Consider the following 15,966-nt stretch of genomic DNA (forward strand, 5'->3'; position numbering starts at 1 on the left):
TGCACTGGGAGCTGCTGGCCCCGAATCCCCTGTTCCCGGCGCTGGTGGCCTCCGAGGTATTCCTGCTGGGCTTCCTGCTGAATGGGGTGCTGCTGGATTACAAGGAAGGCGAAAAGATTCCAGGCGAATTGGCCGCTGCTCTGGAGTGCCTCGCCACGGAGGCAAGAAGCGTCAGGGAGCTTCATCCCGAAGCCGAGGTGATGGGGCCCTTGGCGCTGCTGGCTGGCTTCAGTGAAGATCTCCTGGCCTGGATGAACAATGGCGGTCTGGTCACCACGCTGCTGAACCGCCTCGATGAACTGCAGCATTCGATCGAGCGGCTGAGCATCTGGAATGCCGCCCCGCTGCAGGCCCGCCTGCTTCTCGAACTGGCCAACATCCGCCGAGTTGTGGTTCGCATCGAGGTGATTCGTGAAACCACGTTCGTGCCCACTGTTTACTGGATGGCCTACGCCGGAACGGGCTTTCTGACTGGAGGGCTCATTCTTACCGAAATCGAGCCATTCGGAGAATCCCTTTTCTTCATAGGCGTGATTTCTTTCCTGCTGATCAAGCTGCTGATGCTGATCGCTGATCTCGACAACCCGTTCGCACGAGGTGAAGCGATGGCCGTGGAGAACGTAACGCTGTTGCCTGTCGCTCTGACCGTCCATAGGCTCAAGCGGTTGGTGGAGGCTGGCTGAGTCTGCGAGATGATCGACCAAGACACGCCTGGATCACTGCGCCAAAAGACAATTCCCGAACTAACAGGAATGACAGCATTCTCAGGGCAAGAGAGGGAGAGCAGGCGATGACAGAAAAAATATCGAAGTCGAAGACTCTCCTCGCTCGATTGGTGCTTGTGCTGATGGTCGCATTCGTCGTCCTTGGGGTGGCCATGCTCGGACACTCGGTGCCAGTCTTTGAGCGCATCTGACAAAACCCGCTCGACCGGCCGAGCGGGCCGATGACCTTCCGTTTCGTTCTTCAACCCATCATGGCGTCAATTGCGGCGCTGGTTGATGGCGTCAAGGACGCCCGGACCGGGCGCAAATCCCTACCTATGGACCCTTCTGAGCGACCCAAGGAAGCGCAGCAGTCGCCTACACGAGAGGCTGATCTCCACAGCGCGGGTCATCCTCCTCGGCCTGTGCATGGACCTGATCTACCAATTGATCGTGTTCGACACGTTCCATCCCGCCGAAGCGGTGATCATCGCGGGCCTGCTCACCTTTGTGCCCTACCTGTTGCTGCGTGGCCCGATCACGCGGGTCGCCCGCTGGTGGCTCGACCGTGGATCTGCAAACGAAATCCGCTTCCGATCATCGAGCGACCGCAATCGCTAGCCCCGCAGCCTGACCATCCAGTCCAAGACATTCTTTGCGCGCTTTCCGTAGGGCGGCTGCAGGAACGCCTGGATGGAAGAAACGCGCCCTTGGCAAAAGATGGGCCGTAGCTTTGAGAAGGTCAGAAATCCCTCAAAACCGTGGTAGTGCCCGATGCCGCTCGCGCCGACGCCACCGAACGGCAGGTCGTGCTGCCCCACCTGCACGATCGCCTCATTCACGCCAACGCTGCCTGAGAGAATCTCGGTGATGTAGCGCTGGGCGAGTCGCTTGTCGTTGGTGAACGGATAGAACGCGAGCGGGCGATCGTGACCGTTGACGTAAGCGATGACCTCTTTCGCTTCTCGATACGGCTTGATCGGTAGGAACGGCCCAAAGATTTCCTCCTTCATGATCGTCATCTCGTCGGTCACCCCCAGAACGATGTGCGGGGCGAGCTTGCGGCGACGGGCATCGAGTTGCTGGTCGGGCGCCAGGTTGATCACGGTCGCTCCGCGCACCTTCGCATCCTCGAGCGTCGCGACGAGCCGATCAAAGGCAGGCTGATCGATGATCGTGGTGTAATCCGGGCCGTTCAGATCGGGATAGCGCTCGGCGACGAGCCGCTTGGCATGGGCGACGAACGCGTCGATACTCCCTTCGGGCAAGAGGAGGTAGTCGACATTGACGCACACCTGGCCGGCGTTCATGCACTTGGCCCAGAGGATGCGCTGGGCGGCCGTCGCCAGAGAAAAGTCGGGGGCGACCACTGCCGGGGCCTTGCCCCCGAGCTCGAGGGTCACCGGACAAAGGTTCGCCGCCGCAGAAGCCATCACGGCGCGGCCGACGCCGCTTGAACCGGTGAACAGCATGTGGTCGAACGGAAGCTTCGAGAACTCCGGGCCTCGTCCGAGATCTTCAAAGAACGCGACCTTCTCGATCGGCAAGTAAAGCGGAAAGACCTCGATCAGCAGGCGCGCGAGGTGGCCGGATCGATCCGACATCTTCACCATGGCGTGGTTGCCGGCGGCAAGGATGTCGACGAGCGGTCCGAATGATAGAAAGATCGGGAAGTTCCAGGGAACGAGCACGCCCACCACCCCGAGAGGCTGGGGGACCACACGGTTGCTGGCGCCGGGAAAGATGAGTTGGTCGACCGAACGGCGCTGTGAACGCATCCACTTCGCGAGATGCCTAGTGGCGTCGCGGATGCCCTGACGCACCGGGAAGAGCTCGAGCAGGCGTGTCTCGGTCGCCGGCCTGACGCCGAAGTCGGCCTGGATGGCCTCGATGATCGCCGCCTCGTTCTCCTGGAGGAACCGGTGCAGCGCCGCGAGGTGGCCTCTGCGCCGTTCAAGGTCAGGGTACGGATCGGCTCGATGAGCCGCGCGCTGCAGCTTGAGGCACTGGCCAAGGGTGAGGGCCGGCGACCCCATGGCTCAGACCTCCTCCTTCTCGGGCCTTGCTCCGGCCGCGCGCCGCACGACGGTCGCGCAGTCGGCGGCCGACATGTACGTCGGCACCGGGTAGGTCCCGTGCGCCTCCGCCAACGCACGCTGCACGATCTCCGGGATGTCGGCGTCGACGATCTGCTCAATCGTTTGAGGGATGGCGACGCTCGCGTTCAGCTGTCGGATCGCGGCGATCAGACTCTTCGCGAGGGATTGGGGATCGTCGCCGTCTTGGCCGAGCCCGCAGGCGCCCGCAAACTCAGCCATCCGCGGGGCGGCGCCATCCAAGTAGAAGTCGAGCACATACGGCAGCAGGGTCGCGTTCAGGTATCCGTGCGGGAGGTGGTAGAGCGGGCCGAGTTGGTGGGCGATCGCGTGGACGTAACCGACGCTCGCCCTGGTGAAAGCCAGGCCAGCGAGGCAGGACGCGACAGCAAGGCTTTGCCGGGCGTCGATGTCGTGACCGTCTTGGCAAGCCCTGGGAAGATCGCGAAAGATTGCCCGCGCCGCCGCCACGGACTGGGCTCTCGATGCCGGTGTGGCGAGCGTCGAGAGGTCCGACTCAATCGCATGGGTGAGTGCATCCATGCCCGTGGCTGCGGTCACGTGCGGAGGCAGGCCGACCATGAGGTTCGGATCGAGCGCGATCGCCACTGGAACGAGCTGGTTGTCGACGATGGCGAATTTCCGCCCCGCCCCCGGATCAGAGACGACGGAAGCGATCGTCACCTCCGAACCACTGCCCGCGGTGGTCGGAACAGCAAAGAACGGCAAGACGAGGTCGCGGACCTTGAAGTAGCCATCCAGGTCCTCCGGAGGGCGGCCGCTCGCATGGCACGCGATCATCGCCTTCGCGGCATCGATCGGCGAGCCGCCGCCGACAGCAAGCACCGCTGTCGCCCCCGAAGCGCGGAGCATCTCGATCCCCGCCATGATCATGGCGATGGTCGGATCCGGCTCGACCTCCGAAAACACCGTCACCGCAAGGCCAGCCTGCTTCAAGGCGTTCAACAGCGGGGCGACGACCTCGAGCTCCAGGAGCACACGATCGGTCACGACGAGGACGGACCGAGCGCCACGATCGGCGATCAATCGAGCGAGCTCAAGCGATGAACCCGGCCCTGTCAGCATGAACGGCGTCGGCGCAGGCACGAGGCGAGCCACGACGCCGAGGGCGCGGAGCGGAGACGGGCGAGCAGATGCTTCATCTCATCAACCTACTCTTTCTGGATGGGTGTCACCAAACAGAACAAAACAGTCCAATCTGCTTTCGTGGGCAATGGATGATACTTGCTGCAGCCTTCAATCACTGAATTTGGGCCAGCATGGTTCAAGGCTTGCACAAAGGTACACCGTAGAGAACCCCAAGCACTGCTTGTGGCTTGGTAAAGCGTTGGTCTGAGGCTGCATTGCTGTCAAGAGACTTTACTGGGTTATTTGAGGCTAGCAACAAAGCAATTCTGAGAGCTTTCCCCTATCTTCCCATCCTGCACTAAATCACGTCGATTCGTGGGTGCTTTCGATATTTGCATTTCGCGGCGCATGCCATTGGCTTATTCGGGCTGATCTAACATGCTGCTCTCTAGAATGATGTTCGGACGGACTCGAATGAAGAAGCCCCATCATCCCAGGGAGACATGGCCTTCACCAGGCCATTGATGCTGCTTTTGGCTTTGGCGCTCACGCCTGCAGCAAATGCCAGCCCCATCCCGGCAAACCTGAGCCAGTCCCTGACTCTCCCCAGGGCATCGCCCCCCCCCCCCCGCTCACGGCCCAGGCAGAACCGCAACGCGACCAAGCGATCCCAGCGTCGACTGACGGGCCGAGCGAGGTTGATGCCACGGCGGAACTGGCCAAGCAAGCACAGAACCCAATCGCGAATCTGATCAGCTTGCCCCTTCAGAACAACACCATTTTCGGCGCTGGTCCGCAGGGAGAGCGCACCTTGAATGTGCTCAACATCCAGCCTGTGATTCAGGTGCCTCTCAGCAAGGATTGATTGCTGATCACCCGCACCATCGTTCCCGTCATCAATCAACCCACCTCGCCTACTGGACGTGAGAGCCTATTCGGCATGGGTGACATCAACCCCCAATTCTATTTCAGCCCGCGAACCAGAAGCCCGATCACCTGGGGCGTTGGCCCCACCTTTGTTCTACTGAAGGCAACTCTAGAGGTGTTGGGTCAGGGACAATGGAGTGCCGGGCCAGCAGCGGTGGTGGTTGTTACCACCAAGCACATGGTGTTCGGGGCGGTGGGGAACACTATCTGGTCCTTTGCCGGTTCAAGCGATAGGGAGAATGTCAACCAGATGCTCGTTCAACCATGCATCAATGACAACCTGTCCAAGGGCTGGTATCTGGTGAGTGCGCCGATCATCACTGCGAACTGGGAAGCGGCATCGGGGGATGAGCAATGGACGGTACCGATTGGAGGTGGCTTCGGCCGGGTGTTCGCGATCGGCGATGAAAAAGTGAACGCATCGGTGCAGGCCTTCTGGAATGTCGTCAGACCAGACAATGCCGGAGACTGGAGCCATAGGGCACAGTTTCAATTCCTTTTCCCGAGATAGGCTCAGATTCAGTGTTGCTCCGAGAGTTGACAATGAAAGTGGATGACCCGCGCATGTCAACTCCTCAACGACGCCATCCACCTGAGCCGACCCGAGGGGATCTCTTTAACATCGTGACTTGCTTGAAGCCAGGTGATACCGATCCTTACCAGCCAATTCACATTTGGGCCGACAGCACTAAATAGCCAATCCCACAACTTCAAGGATGTGGTGAAAGGCAACCGGAAAGGGGGTTTCTCAGCTGCCCCCCCCCTGATGATCGGTAGTGAGATCCAGTTGTTGCCGCTCTTGTCATTACCCACGGGATGACACATTGGGCCAAGCCTGCGTCTTTGGCCAGCACAGGCTGAGAGTGCTCTGCACTTTGGTACCACTGCTCAGGAATCTGGCTGCAGTGCGATCACCATGACCGAGCAGGCGTCCTGAATCTCCCGCCATCGCTCAGCTGTGATGCCCAGCCTCTCCGGCACCGCATGGGGCGGCAGCCTCTCCCGCAAGAGCTTCTGCCCACTGGGGTAGAGGTCCCTCCAAGAGGGTGGAACCTTGATCGCAAAGCCGTGGTCCCTCAGGTCGTGCGTGATCTCGCCGTTGGCGTAGGTGCGGGCGTAGGGGCGAAACGAGCGCCCGCCCGTGCCATTGAAGCGAGCCCCCGCCTTGAGCAGCCCGATCACCGCGAGCTGGCGCAGATCATCGAAGGGATGGGTGGTTCGCCGGGCGAAGTTGCCGGCGATCGTGTCCGCCAGATCCAGATGCGCCAGCGCCAAGGCATGGGCAGCGGCATGGGGATGGACGGGCCGCAGGGGCCCGGGGATGGTGGTGATACACCCCCGTTCCGCAGCCCACATCGAGGCCACGGTTGGCTTCATGGCCGGCTGTGACCCCTCAAAGCTTGCGGCCCCAGCAGATCAGCATCAGCACGCCGGCATAGGCCTCACTGCGGCGGTAGGCCTCGAGCCAGGCGAGAGCCTCGGGATGCTCGGCCGCGAGCTTGCGGGCGTTGGCATCGATCTCGAACAGGAGGTCGGATTCGGCGAAGCCGTGGGTTGGCAACCACAACGCCTCGCGCTGGAGCTCGACAACCCCGGCCATGCTGAGCAGACTCGGCAGCTCGCGGCCGATCCAGGGGTTCTGGAAGGTGCGGATCCAGTCGTGCTGGATCCGCTCACTCAGGGGGGAGTGGCTGCCGCCCAGTAGGAAGGTGCCCCAGTCGGGCTCGGCGCAGAGCACCACCCCGCCACTGCGGCAGACCCGGGCCATCTCGCCGACGACCTTGCCAGGCCCGGCGATGTGCTGGAGGGCACGGTCGATCCGGACCGCAGCAAAACTGCCATCCGCGAACGGCAGGGCTGCGGCATCGGCCACCTGAAACGCGCAGCCGGTGCCTGCGTGGCGCTGCTGCGCAGCGGCGATCAGGGTGCGGCTGAGGTCGACACCGACGGCCCGGGCACCGCCCGCCTGGATCCGCCCCACATCATCGCCGAGGCCGCAGGCCACGTCGAGGACTGAGCTTCCTGGTTCAAGGCCGAGCGCGGCTTGGGCTCGGGCCTTGTAGGCCCGGCCGGCGGTCATCGCCTGGAGCGCGTCAAGACAACGCAGGATCTTGCCTGGGGCGGTTGTGTCGACATCCCGGAAGCCGACCGAGAGCAGGTCTGGGGGGCTCTCAGCCATGGCTCATCCGCTGCTGGCCTTCACGCTAGCCAGCAGCCCCTGCGATCCCGACTGGAGGTTGGCTCATGCCAAGCATCACGTTGCCCTTGATCCTCACCTGCACCCAGCGCGCCAGGGGAACCAGCGACATCGTCAAGAGCTTCGAGAGGAAGCCGGGCAGCACCGTGGCCTGACGGCCCAGGGCATCGAGGATCGGCTGGGCGATGGCATCGGGCTGGAGCGCCGTCCCCAGCCGTTGTCCCGCCCGGGCCGCGAAGCCGCTGTGGGTCGGGCCCGGCGCTGCAGCCAGAACATCCACTCCGTCCTGTTGCAGTTCCAGCTGCAACGCCTCCGCCAGGCTCTGCACATGGGCCTTGGTGGCCGCGTCATGGGCCGCATAGGGCATCCCCTGAAAGGCAGCGATCGAACTGAGCAGCACCAGGCCGCCCCGGCCCCGCTGCCGGAAGCGGCGCCCGAAGTGAGAGCAGGCGCAGAGCATCGCCCGGCAGTTGACCATCAGCATCTCCACCTCGACGGGCCCGGCACGCCGAGGATGCGCACCTGGGAGAGGCGAAAACTGCCGGCCACGGGCTGGGTGTCCTCAGTCGTGGCGGGGCTGGGCGATTCCGCCGCCAGGCCCGGCTCGGCCAGCACCAGCACCAGCACCAGCACGGCCAGGGCACCTGGAACGGCTCTGGCACGGCTGGGTGCGGAGTGCTCCACGCTGGCTGGCCCGGAAACGGCCAGCCTGGCCAACGGGGCCATCGCTCTCTGGGATGCTCAGCCCGTTCGGTTCATCCAGGCAGCCCGCCGTGGGGCACCGCCCTCATGTCCTGAAGAAATACACCAAAGCCACCGCCACCCCAACCACCACGACGATGGCCCGCAGGGTGGCAGCGGGGACCCGGCCCGCCACCTTGCCCCCCAGGACGCCGCCGACGATGGCGCCGATCGCCATCACCGCCGCCAGGCCCCAGGCCACCTGACCGGAGAACAGGAAGAAGGCGGCGGCGGTGAGGTTGGCGGCGAACGACACGGCCTGCTTGAGGCCGTTGAGACGGGTGAGGGTGTCATCGAGGCTGAGGGCCAGCACCGCCAGCACGATCACGCTCAGCCCGCCGCCGAAGAAGCCCCCGTACACGGCCGCCAGGAACACCGGCCCCACGGCCCATCGCTCCGATGGCTTGCGTCCGTGCCGCTCAGACCGGCGCTGAAGCCAGCGGCGCACGGGCTCCTGCACCGCCAGCAGCGCCGAGGCGAACAGGATCAGGAACGGCACCAGCTGCGTGAACAACCCCTCGCCGGTCTTCAGCAGCAGCCAGCCGCCCACCAGGCCACCCAGGGCGGCGGCTGGCAGCAGCAGCAGCAACCGCTGCCGCTGCCGCTGGCCCAGGAGTTCCCGGCTCTGGGCCCTGGTTGCCCCCAGATAGCCCGGCACCAGGGCCACGGTGTTGGTCACGTTGGCCATCACCGCCGGCAGGCCGATGGCTGTGAGGGCAGGAAAGCTCAGCAGCGAACCGCCCCCGGCAAGGGCATTGATCCCTCCGGCGGCGATGGCCGCCAGGCCCGCCCAGGCGGCCTGGATCTCGAAGGGCAGGGGGCCGCTCATCGACCGATGGGGGCGCTCAAGAACCGGTGCGCTGGGGTGCGTTCACCATCCCAGGACGCTGCTTGCGCTGTCGATCCGTGCCGCTACAGACTGTTCAGCGGGGTTCACTGGGGTTCACTGGAGAGTCCGCTTCAGCGGGGGTCAGCCCGTAGGGCTCCGCGTCCGCCGGCAAGGTCACCCCAAGCCGCTCACGCCAGGCAGCCACCGGCAGCTCCCAGCCCTCCTCCCAGCGGGCGGTGGCGAAGGGGAACGCGGTGAAGCCGATGGTGACGCCGTGGCTGATGGCTCGGCTCAGGGTTGCGTAGCCGTCCAGCCGGAGGCGGAATCCGGCGATCTGCGCCGCATGGGTCAGGCTCACGTAGGCGGGAAAGCCGATCTGGGTGGCGGTGATCGCCAGCACCCCGTTCTCCCCGGCCGCTGAGGTGCCGAAGCCGCTGACCACATGGTGCAGGTCATGGGTGGTGGCGATCCGCTGGGTGAGCCAGCGGCCTTCGGTATCGATCGGCCGTGGGCGGAAGAAGGCGGGGTCGTAGTTGAGGCGCCGGATCAGGGCGGCGTAGGTGTGGCCCAGGCTCCCCTCCGGCAGCGCCGAGAGCCGATCCAGGTCGGGTTGGAGTGGGGGATAGCGGCTGTCCAGCAGCTCCGCCCCGCCCGGCAGGGCCCTGAAGCGGGCGAGGCAGGCGTCCATCTGGGGTGTGTCCAGGAAGCTGTCCACCAGATCGGCGATCCTGGTGAGATCCCCCTGGCTGCGCCCCACCGCGATCAGCTGGCGGGCCTGCCCCAGGGCCTGCAGGGACTGCTGGAAGCGGGTCATGGCAGACGTTGAGGCGGTGGAGGGAACTTAGGTCTGCTGGCTCCAGCTGCCCGTCGGATGTTGTCACCTGTGTCTTGAGACATCGAGGGGCCTGATGTCGCCTGCGCCGGTGTATCGACGCACCACCTGGTGAAGTCCGGCGTCCGATCCGCAACGCCTGGCCTTCCCAGCCCCGTTGACCAGGATCCGCGCCCACTCCGCGATCACCATCGGCGCGCCTGCGGCCCGACCCCTCCGCTCCAGAACGCGCAGCGAGAGCAGGCCGCTGCCGAGCCGGGAGCCCAGCCAACCGGCGATCGACACCCTGATCAGCAGGGGCACGATTTCCGCTGGCAGTGGACGCCGACTCATCGGCACACCGCCCAGGGAGCTGAACAGGATGAAGGTCACGCTGGTGCCGCCCGCCCGCCCGGCGGCGGAATGGAGAAAGCCAATCACCCCCACCAAGGGCTGGAGGCCGAAGGCACTGGGATCCATGCCGCTCATCTGAACGCCCCCTCAGGCGGCCCTCACTCCTGGCTGACCAGGCTCCAGAACCCATACTTGCGGCCGTGGTTTTGCTGCAGCCTTGTCAGGTAGGCCGTGTGCTCCTGGACGTCGCCCCAATCGTCGATGCCGGCAGCCAGGCCCCGGCAGGTTTCGAGGTGGCGGGCGGCATGGCGGTAGCGGCTGGTGCGGGCCCGCTCCAGGCTGAACTCGATCATGGCCCGCAGGCACAGCATCGCCGCCAGGGACTGCTGGGCCTCCAACGCCTCGGCGACGGGGCCGAGCAGTTCGTAGCTGTCGCCATCGAGTTCGCCCTGGCGCTCCAGGATCAGCCGGGCGGCCCGGCGGCGATCCGGCCACTGGTGCAGGAACCGCAGCGCCTGAGAAAAGATGGGGTAGTGAAGCGCCAGCTCCAGGGCCCGCTCCTCCTCGGCGGCGTCCTCGAAATCGGGCAGCCGCTTCAGGTAATCGCGCAGGTGGCGGATCGATAGGGACTGCTCCACGACCCCCCAGCGCAACGCCTGGGCCTCCTCGCCGCGCTCCAGCGCCTCCAGCGCGGCGATCCGGGCATCGAGCCACTCCACGAGGCCGGCCAAGCGCTTCGTCTGGCGAGGGTCGGCCCCGTCAAGGAGGTTCAGCGCCTCGTTGGCTCGCCCGGCGGCGGTGAGCCGCTCCGCCACCTCGGCGGCGATCACCGGCACGGTCAGGGCAGCGGGTTCGTGGTCGCGGTATTCGGCCAAATAGGCCTCGCCATCGCCAGCCGCACGGTGCTCCGGCGGTGTTCATTCAACCCCGGCCGGCTGCGCAGCACCTCCAGCCGCTGGCGCAGATGGCCAAGCCCCACGGGGCCCAGCGCCTCCTGGAGATGGTCGATCAGGTGATCGAACTGTCCATAGCCGTTGTCGATCAGCGCCCCATACACCTGATCAGCCAGGGGCTCGGGATTGGCCTTGCCCCGGGCCGCCACGGCGCCCAGATCGGCCGTGGACTGGTGGAACAGGGGCATCACAGCCCCGTCGCTGTCGTCGCAGCGCTCCAGCACCGGCTCCACCAGCTCCAGCAGCGTCCAGAGCAGGTCCACCGCCAGGGCGGGGTCGTGCTCGGCGATCGGCCCCACGATCGCCTGGCGTTGCTGGTCGAGGTCCTTGAGCAGGGCATCACGCTGGCGCCAATCCAGGAAACTGCCAGAGCGGGCGACGGTGGCCAACCGCTTGCGCACCTCCTTGGCGATCTCGTTGGGCCCGCCCTGTTCCGCCAGCGCCAGCCGCAGCACCCGCTTGGCGGCGGCGTTCCCCTGGGTAAGGATCAGCAGCAGTTCCGCCAATCGCGGTGCGCCGAGGGCCTCCAGATTCCTGGCGTTGAGGGTGGATTTTGCCGCCATGATCCAGCCTTCAATCAGGGCACCTACGGTGGCGCGCCAGACCCCAAGGGAGCAACGCCATGGGCGCCCGCGTCAGGACAAACCGGCGCAACGCGGTGGCGCCAGCCAGCGCTGAAGAGCAACTCGTTCAGAAGCTGCAGCGCATCGAAGCGCTCTTCTCCCGGGCCGGCAGCGTCGGCGAAAAGGTGGCGGCCGCCCGGGCTCGCGAGCGCATTCAAGAGAGGCTCAAGCAGCTCGCCGCCGAGGAGCCGCCGATCGAGTTCCGCTTCACCCTCTCGGACCAGTGGTCGCGCCACCTCTTCGTGGCCCTGCTGCGGCGCTATGAGATCCAGCCTTACCGCTACCGCGGCCAACGGCGCACCACGGTGATGGCACGCCTCAGCCGCAGCTTCGTGAACGACACCCTCTGGCCGGAATTCCAGGAACTGCAGCAGACGCTGTCGGCCTACTTCGACGCCCTCACCGACCGTGTGATCGAGCAGGCCCTTGAGGTGAAGGCTGGCGAGGCGGAAGAGCGGCCGCCGGCGCCCCGGCTCAATCCGGTGGATCACCAGACCTCGCTGCTGTAGGGGGGCTTCGGGTGCCGGTGAAGGCCTGGGAGCGGATCTGGGCCCAGTGGGGCCGGACTCCCCCAGCAGCGGCCTTGAAAGATGGTGAGCAGCAGCATGGGCAACAGCGCCCGTGACACCGCCTTCCAGGCGCCAGGCACCACGGTGTTCGTGGGCCGTCAGAGGCGCGAGCGGGCCAGCATCGACATCATCGACTACAGCGCCGAGGCGATCCAGGAGTGGCACCAGGCCGATGTGGCCACCTGCCTCACCTGCCTGGCAGGCCCCACGGTCAGCTGGATCAACGTGAACGGCGTTCACGACACCGGGCTGATCGAAGAGCTGGGCGATGCCTTCGATCTACACCCCCTGACCCGCGAGGACATCGCCAACACCTCCCAGCGGCCGAAATGGGAGGAGTTCGCCGCCTATGCCTTCCTGGCGATGAAGATGCTGGACGACGGCGGGCCCGCGCGGGGCGTGACGATCGAGCACGTGAGCCTGATCTTGGGCCCCACCTGGGTGCTCTCGTTCCTGGAGGACGAGGGCGATGTGTTCGAGAGCGTACGCAAGCGACTGCGCACAGCCAGCGGTCGTGTGCGCACGATGCCGGCCGACTACCTGGCCTTCAGCCTGATGGACGCCGTGGTCGACCACTACTTCCTGGCCGTGGAGCGAATCGGCGAGGGGGTGGAGCTGATCGACGAGCAGGTGATCAGCAATCCCAGTCCGGGCGACATCCACAGGATCCACCGTTTCAAGCGGCAGATGCTGATTCTGCGCCGGGCCGTGTGGCCCCTTCGGGAGGTAGTGGGGGCGATCGTGCGTAGCGAATCCGATCTGCTGGGCGAGCACACCAAGGTGTTCTGGCGGGATCTCTACGACCACACCGTGCAGGTCATCGACATGGTGGAAACCTCCCGGGACTCCCTGGCCAGCCTGCATGACACCTACCTCTCCAGCCTCAGCAACCGCATGAATGAGGTAATGAAGGTGCTCACCGTGATCTCCACGATCTTCATCCCCCTCACCTTCCTCGCCGGTGTGTACGGCATGAACTTCGAGCACATGCCCGAGCTCAAGTGGAAAGAGGGCTATTACATCGTCTGGGCGGTGATGGTGGCGATCGGGGTGCTGCTGATTCTGTACTTCCGCAAGCGTCGTTGGATCTGAGCGAAGCCGAGCCGCGCCCCGGAGCTCAACCCGCCAGATCCGCCAGTCGTTTCTGCGCCAGCTGCGCCTGGGCTTCGGCTTCGGCCAGGTTGGCCTGGCACTCGGCCACCACTTCCGGCGGCGCCTTGCCGGCGAAGTTGGGGTTGGCCAGACGGCCGGCCAGGCCCTTGATCTCCTTCTCGGCCTTGGCGATGTCTTTCTCCAGCCGGCCGCGCAGGGCGTCTAGATCCACCAGGCCCTCGATCGGAAGCAGCACCTGCAGCTCCCCGCTCACCGCCGCCAGGCAGCGGGCACCCCCGGGCGTGCTGCCGGATCCGTCGGCACCACCGCTGGCATCGGCGCTGGTTTCACGCACCTCCACCGACGCCGCCCGGGTGAGGGCGGTGATGTCGCAGCTGCCGGCGCGCAGCACGGCGGCCAGCTCCGGCCGGCCGGTCACGAACACCACCGGCGCGGCCTGCGAGGGCTTGAGCCCGGCCACGGCGCGCAGGTTGCGCACCACCCGGATCGCCTCGATCAGTTCGGCGAACTGGGCTTCCAGGGCGGCGTCGAGGGCGGCGGCGTCCACCGCCGGCCAGGCCTGCAGCGCCAGGAAGGTGCCTTCAGGGGCGCCGGTGAGCCCATGCCAAAGCTCCTCGCTCAGGTGCGGCATGAGCGGATGCAGCAGCACCAGCAGCTCGTTCAGCACCTTGGCCAGCACCTGGCGGGCCACGCGCTGATCCGCCAGCACCTCAGCGCTGAGCCCCTCGCCTTCAACGGCAGGGCGGGGGTTGAGGCGCCGCTTGAGCAGTTCGATCGTCCAGTCGCACACCCCGTTCCAGGCGAACTCGTAGAGCCCCTTGGCGGCCTCGCCCAGGGCGTAGCTGCCGTAGCGCTCCGCCGTTTCGCCGTTCACCCGCGCCAGCCGCGTCAGGATCCAGCGGTCGGCCAGGGTCAACGCCTCCGGATCCGGCTCCCCCAGGCTGGCGGGCGTTTCGCCGCCCAGGTTGATCAGGGCGAAGCGGGTGGCGTTCCAGAGCTTGTTGGCGAAGTTGCGCGCCCCTTCCACCGTGGCCGAATTGCCGCTGGCGCGGTCGTAGTCGAGGCGGATGTCCTGGCCGGCGCCGGCCACTTCGCGCACCAGGGCGAAGCGCAGGGCATCGGCGCCGTAGCGCTCGATCAACGGCAGCGGATCGATGCCGTTGCCGGCGCTCTTGCTCATCTTGCGGTTGTTCTCATCCCGCACCAGGCCGTGGATCATCACGTCGCGGAAGGGGATCCAGGTGTCGCGGCCGCCCACCGGCACGCCGTCCTCCTGCAGGAAGGCGCCGGCCAGCATCGTCATGCGCGCCACCCAGAAAAAGATGATGTCGAAGCCGGTGACCAGCACGCTGGTGGGGTACCAGGTGGCCAGATCGGCGGCGTTCGCATCGGGCCAGCCGAGGGTGGAGAAGGGCCAGAGACCGCTGGAGAACCAGGTGTCGAGCACGTCGGGGTCTTGCTCCAGCTGCAGCGGGCGCCCTGCCGCGCGGCTGGCGGCGCCGAACTGCGCCTCGGCCTTGGCCTTGGCCTCCTCGGTGTCACGGGCCACCACGTAGGGGGTGGCGTCGCTGATCACACCGCCGGTTTCACTCACCACGAACCAGGCGGGGATGCGGTGGCCCCACCAGAGCTGGCGGCTGATGCACCAGTCGCGGATGTCAGTGAGCCAGTCGCGGTAGACCTTCTCCCAGCGCTGCGGCACGAAGCGGGGCTCGCCCTGATCGAGCGCTGCGCGGCAGCGGGCGGCCAGCGGCTCAGCCCGCGCGAACCACTGGGTGGAGAGCAGCGGCTCCACCGGCACCTTGCCGCGATCCGAAAACGGCACGCTGTGGCGGTGCGGCTCCACCTTCACCAGGAACCCTTCCGCCTCCATCGCCGCCACCACCGCCGCGCGCGCCTCGAAGCGATCGAGCCCGGCGAAGCGGCCGGCGGCGGCGTTCATCGAGCCGTCCTTGGCCATTACGGTGATCAGCGGCAGACCGTGGCGGGCGCCGATCGCGAAGTCGTTGGGGTCGTGGGCCGGGGTCACCTTGACGCAGCCGGTGCCGAAGGCCGGATCCACGTGCTCATCGGCCACGATCGGGATCTGGCGGCCCACCAGGGGCAGGGTGATGGTGCGGCCCACCAGGGCGGCGTAGCGGGGGTCGCCCGGGTGCACGGCCACACCGGTGTCGCCCAGCAGGGTTTCGGGGCGGGTAGTGGCCACCACCAGATGATCCAGGCCGGTGGCGTCACCTGCCGCGCCAGCGGTGAGCGGGTAACGGAAGTGCCAGAGGTGCCCGTCGAGCTCCTTCATCTCCACCTCCAGATCGCTCACCGCCGATCCCGAGGCCGGGCACCAGTTCACCAGGTACTCGCCCCGGTAGATCAGCCCCTGCTCGTGCAGGCGCACGAAGGCTTCCACCACCGCTTTGTTGAGGCCGGGATCGAGCGTGAAGCGCTCGCGCCGCCAATCCACCGAATAGCCGAGCCGGCGCAGCTGGCCCACGATCGTGCCGCCGCTCTCGGCCTTCCAGGCCCAGGCGCGCTCGAGGAAGGCGTCGCGGCCCAGGTCGTCCTTGCTGCCGCCTTCCGCCTTGATCTGCTTCTCCAGGATCGACTGCACCGCGATCGAGGCGTGGTCGGTACCGGGCAGGCACAGCACGTTGCGGCCGCGCAGGCGCTGGAAGCGCACGATCGTATCGATCAGGGCCGTCTCGAAGCCGTGACCCATGTGCAGGCTGCCGGTCACGTTCGGCGGCGGGATCACCACAGAAAACGGCTCGCCGGGAGCGTTGGGGTCGGGGTGAAAGGCGCCCGCCGCCTCCCAGGCCGCTTGCCAGCGGGCTTCCGTGCCGCTCGGGTCGTAGGTCTTGGACAGGGCCTCGTCGGCTGTGGCAGCTTCAGGGCTGGGGGCGGCGGCGGCCTCGATCACAGGTGGAGCCGGGAAGATAGATCTGCCCATGCTCTCAAAACGGCGC

The 15,966-nt window shown here is 66.2% G+C and carries 17 protein-coding genes; 5 read left to right on the plus strand and 12 right to left on the minus strand.

Features of this window, described 5'->3' with window-relative positions:
- Positions 1-86: 86 nt before the first annotated feature.
- Positions 87-683, plus strand: coding sequence for a hypothetical protein (locus KBY66_RS00890; RefSeq protein ID WP_255087192.1), 597 nt, complete (start codon positions 87-89; stop codon positions 681-683).
- A 450-nt stretch (positions 684-1,133) separates the two neighbouring features.
- Positions 1,134-1,325 (plus strand): hypothetical protein, encoded by a 192-nt coding sequence (locus KBY66_RS00895; protein WP_255087193.1) that lies wholly within the window; start codon positions 1,134-1,136, stop codon positions 1,323-1,325.
- On the opposite strand, the gene KBY66_RS00900 is transcribed toward KBY66_RS00895, so the two are convergent.
- Together KBY66_RS00900 and KBY66_RS00905 are read right to left on the minus strand one after the other, a co-directional pair.
- Complete coding sequence (locus tag KBY66_RS00900) at positions 1,322-2,740, minus strand: coniferyl aldehyde dehydrogenase (protein WP_255087194.1); 1,419 nt, start codon at positions 2,738-2,740, stop codon at positions 1,322-1,324. The two genes, KBY66_RS00895 and KBY66_RS00900, sit on opposite strands and share 4 nt — an antisense overlap.
- Before the next feature lie 3 nt (positions 2,741-2,743).
- Positions 2,744-3,919 carry an iron-containing alcohol dehydrogenase gene (locus KBY66_RS00905; protein ID WP_255087195.1) on the minus strand — a complete coding sequence of 392 codons (1,176 nt, stop codon included), beginning with the start codon at positions 3,917-3,919 and terminating at the stop codon, positions 2,744-2,746.
- Positions 3,920-4,754: 835 nt separating this feature from the next.
- Here KBY66_RS00905 and KBY66_RS00910 point away from each other — a divergent pair.
- A complete protein-coding gene (locus KBY66_RS00910; RefSeq protein ID WP_255087196.1) occupies positions 4,755-5,327 on the plus strand; it encodes a hypothetical protein in 573 nt (190 codons plus the stop codon).
- A 377-nt stretch (positions 5,328-5,704) separates the two neighbouring features.
- Here KBY66_RS00910 and KBY66_RS00915 read toward each other — a convergent pair whose 3' ends face one another.
- The 9 genes from KBY66_RS00915 to KBY66_RS00955 form a co-directional block, all read right to left on the minus strand.
- Positions 5,705-6,193: a sigma factor gene (locus KBY66_RS00915; RefSeq protein WP_255087197.1), complete on the minus strand. Its 489-nt coding sequence runs from the start codon at positions 6,191-6,193 to the stop codon at positions 5,705-5,707.
- A gap of 16 nt (positions 6,194-6,209) precedes the next feature.
- Positions 6,210-6,995 (minus strand): methyltransferase domain-containing protein, encoded by a 786-nt coding sequence (locus KBY66_RS00920; RefSeq protein WP_255087198.1) that lies wholly within the window; start codon positions 6,993-6,995, stop codon positions 6,210-6,212.
- Between the two features lie 25 nt (positions 6,996-7,020).
- Positions 7,021-7,497 (minus strand): SDR family NAD(P)-dependent oxidoreductase, encoded by a 477-nt coding sequence (locus KBY66_RS00925; protein ID WP_255087199.1) that lies wholly within the window; start codon positions 7,495-7,497, stop codon positions 7,021-7,023.
- Positions 7,491-7,739, minus strand: coding sequence for a hypothetical protein (locus KBY66_RS00930; RefSeq protein WP_255087200.1), 249 nt, complete (start codon positions 7,737-7,739; stop codon positions 7,491-7,493). The genes KBY66_RS00925 and KBY66_RS00930 overlap by 7 nt, the downstream gene beginning before the upstream one ends.
- 61 nt (positions 7,740-7,800) lie before the next feature.
- A complete protein-coding gene (locus KBY66_RS00935; RefSeq protein ID WP_255087201.1) occupies positions 7,801-8,583 on the minus strand; it encodes a sulfite exporter TauE/SafE family protein in 783 nt (260 codons plus the stop codon).
- 94 nt (positions 8,584-8,677) lie between these two features.
- Complete coding sequence (locus tag KBY66_RS00940) at positions 8,678-9,397, minus strand: Coq4 family protein (RefSeq protein ID WP_255087202.1); 720 nt, start codon at positions 9,395-9,397, stop codon at positions 8,678-8,680.
- Positions 9,398-9,460: 63 nt separating this feature from the next.
- Positions 9,461-9,883: a hypothetical protein gene (locus KBY66_RS00945; protein ID WP_255087203.1), complete on the minus strand. Its 423-nt coding sequence runs from the start codon at positions 9,881-9,883 to the stop codon at positions 9,461-9,463.
- 23 nt (positions 9,884-9,906) lie between these two features.
- Positions 9,907-10,623: a DUF6880 family protein gene (locus KBY66_RS00950; protein WP_255087204.1), complete on the minus strand. Its 717-nt coding sequence runs from the start codon at positions 10,621-10,623 to the stop codon at positions 9,907-9,909.
- Positions 10,587-11,264, minus strand: a complete 678-nt coding sequence (locus KBY66_RS00955; RefSeq protein ID WP_255087205.1) for a DUF6880 family protein — start codon at positions 11,262-11,264, stop codon at positions 10,587-10,589. Before KBY66_RS00955 ends, KBY66_RS00950 begins: the two co-directional genes overlap by 37 nt.
- A gap of 59 nt (positions 11,265-11,323) precedes the next feature.
- On the opposite strand from KBY66_RS00955, the gene KBY66_RS00960 reads away from it, so the two are divergent.
- A complete protein-coding gene (locus KBY66_RS00960) occupies positions 11,324-11,833 on the plus strand; it encodes a hypothetical protein (RefSeq protein WP_255087206.1) in 510 nt (169 codons plus the stop codon).
- A gap of 81 nt (positions 11,834-11,914) precedes the next feature.
- Positions 11,915-12,985, plus strand: a complete 1,071-nt coding sequence (gene corA, locus KBY66_RS00965) for a magnesium/cobalt transporter CorA (RefSeq protein WP_255087207.1) — start codon at positions 11,915-11,917, stop codon at positions 12,983-12,985.
- Positions 12,986-13,010: 25 nt separating this feature from the next.
- Here the strand turns inward: corA and KBY66_RS00970 are convergent, their stop codons facing one another.
- A complete protein-coding gene (locus KBY66_RS00970; RefSeq protein WP_255120010.1) occupies positions 13,011-15,950 on the minus strand; it encodes a valine--tRNA ligase in 2,940 nt (979 codons plus the stop codon).
- Positions 15,951-15,966 lie beyond the last annotated feature (16 nt).

Source organism: Synechococcus sp. Tobar12-5m-g, assembly GCF_024345415.1.
Taxonomy (GTDB): Bacteria; Cyanobacteriota; Cyanobacteriia; order PCC-6307; family Cyanobiaceae; genus Regnicoccus.

Bases quoted from the DNA above. Each gene is read 5' to 3' on its own strand.
- KBY66_RS00945 (WP_255087203.1), bottom strand. From the start codon at position 9,883: ATGAGCGGCATGGATCCCAGTGCCTTCGGCCTCCAGCCCTTGGTGGGG.
- KBY66_RS00900 (WP_255087194.1), bottom strand. From the start codon at position 2,740: ATGGGGTCGCCGGCCCTCACCCTTGGCCAGTGCCTCAAGCTGCAGCGC.
- KBY66_RS00960 (WP_255087206.1), top strand. From the start codon at position 11,324: ATGGGCGCCCGCGTCAGGACAAACCGGCGCAACGCGGTGGCGCCAGCC.
- KBY66_RS00935 (WP_255087201.1), bottom strand. From the start codon at position 8,583: ATGAGCGGCCCCCTGCCCTTCGAGATCCAGGCCGCCTGGGCGGGCCTG.
- KBY66_RS00920 (WP_255087198.1), bottom strand. From the start codon at position 6,995: ATGGCTGAGAGCCCCCCAGACCTGCTCTCGGTCGGCTTCCGGGATGTC.
- KBY66_RS00895 (WP_255087193.1), top strand. From the start codon at position 1,134: ATGGACCTGATCTACCAATTGATCGTGTTCGACACGTTCCATCCCGCC.
- KBY66_RS00970 (WP_255120010.1), bottom strand. From the start codon at position 15,950: ATGGGCAGATCTATCTTCCCGGCTCCACCTGTGATCGAGGCCGCCGCC.
- corA (WP_255087207.1), top strand. From the start codon at position 11,915: ATGGTGAGCAGCAGCATGGGCAACAGCGCCCGTGACACCGCCTTCCAG.
- KBY66_RS00955 (WP_255087205.1), bottom strand. From the start codon at position 11,264: ATGGCGGCAAAATCCACCCTCAACGCCAGGAATCTGGAGGCCCTCGGC.
- KBY66_RS00930 (WP_255087200.1), bottom strand. From the start codon at position 7,739: ATGGCCCCGTTGGCCAGGCTGGCCGTTTCCGGGCCAGCCAGCGTGGAG.
- KBY66_RS00940 (WP_255087202.1), bottom strand. From the start codon at position 9,397: ATGACCCGCTTCCAGCAGTCCCTGCAGGCCCTGGGGCAGGCCCGCCAG.
- KBY66_RS00915 (WP_255087197.1), bottom strand. From the start codon at position 6,193: ATGAAGCCAACCGTGGCCTCGATGTGGGCTGCGGAACGGGGGTGTATC.
- KBY66_RS00925 (WP_255087199.1), bottom strand. From the start codon at position 7,497: ATGCTGATGGTCAACTGCCGGGCGATGCTCTGCGCCTGCTCTCACTTC.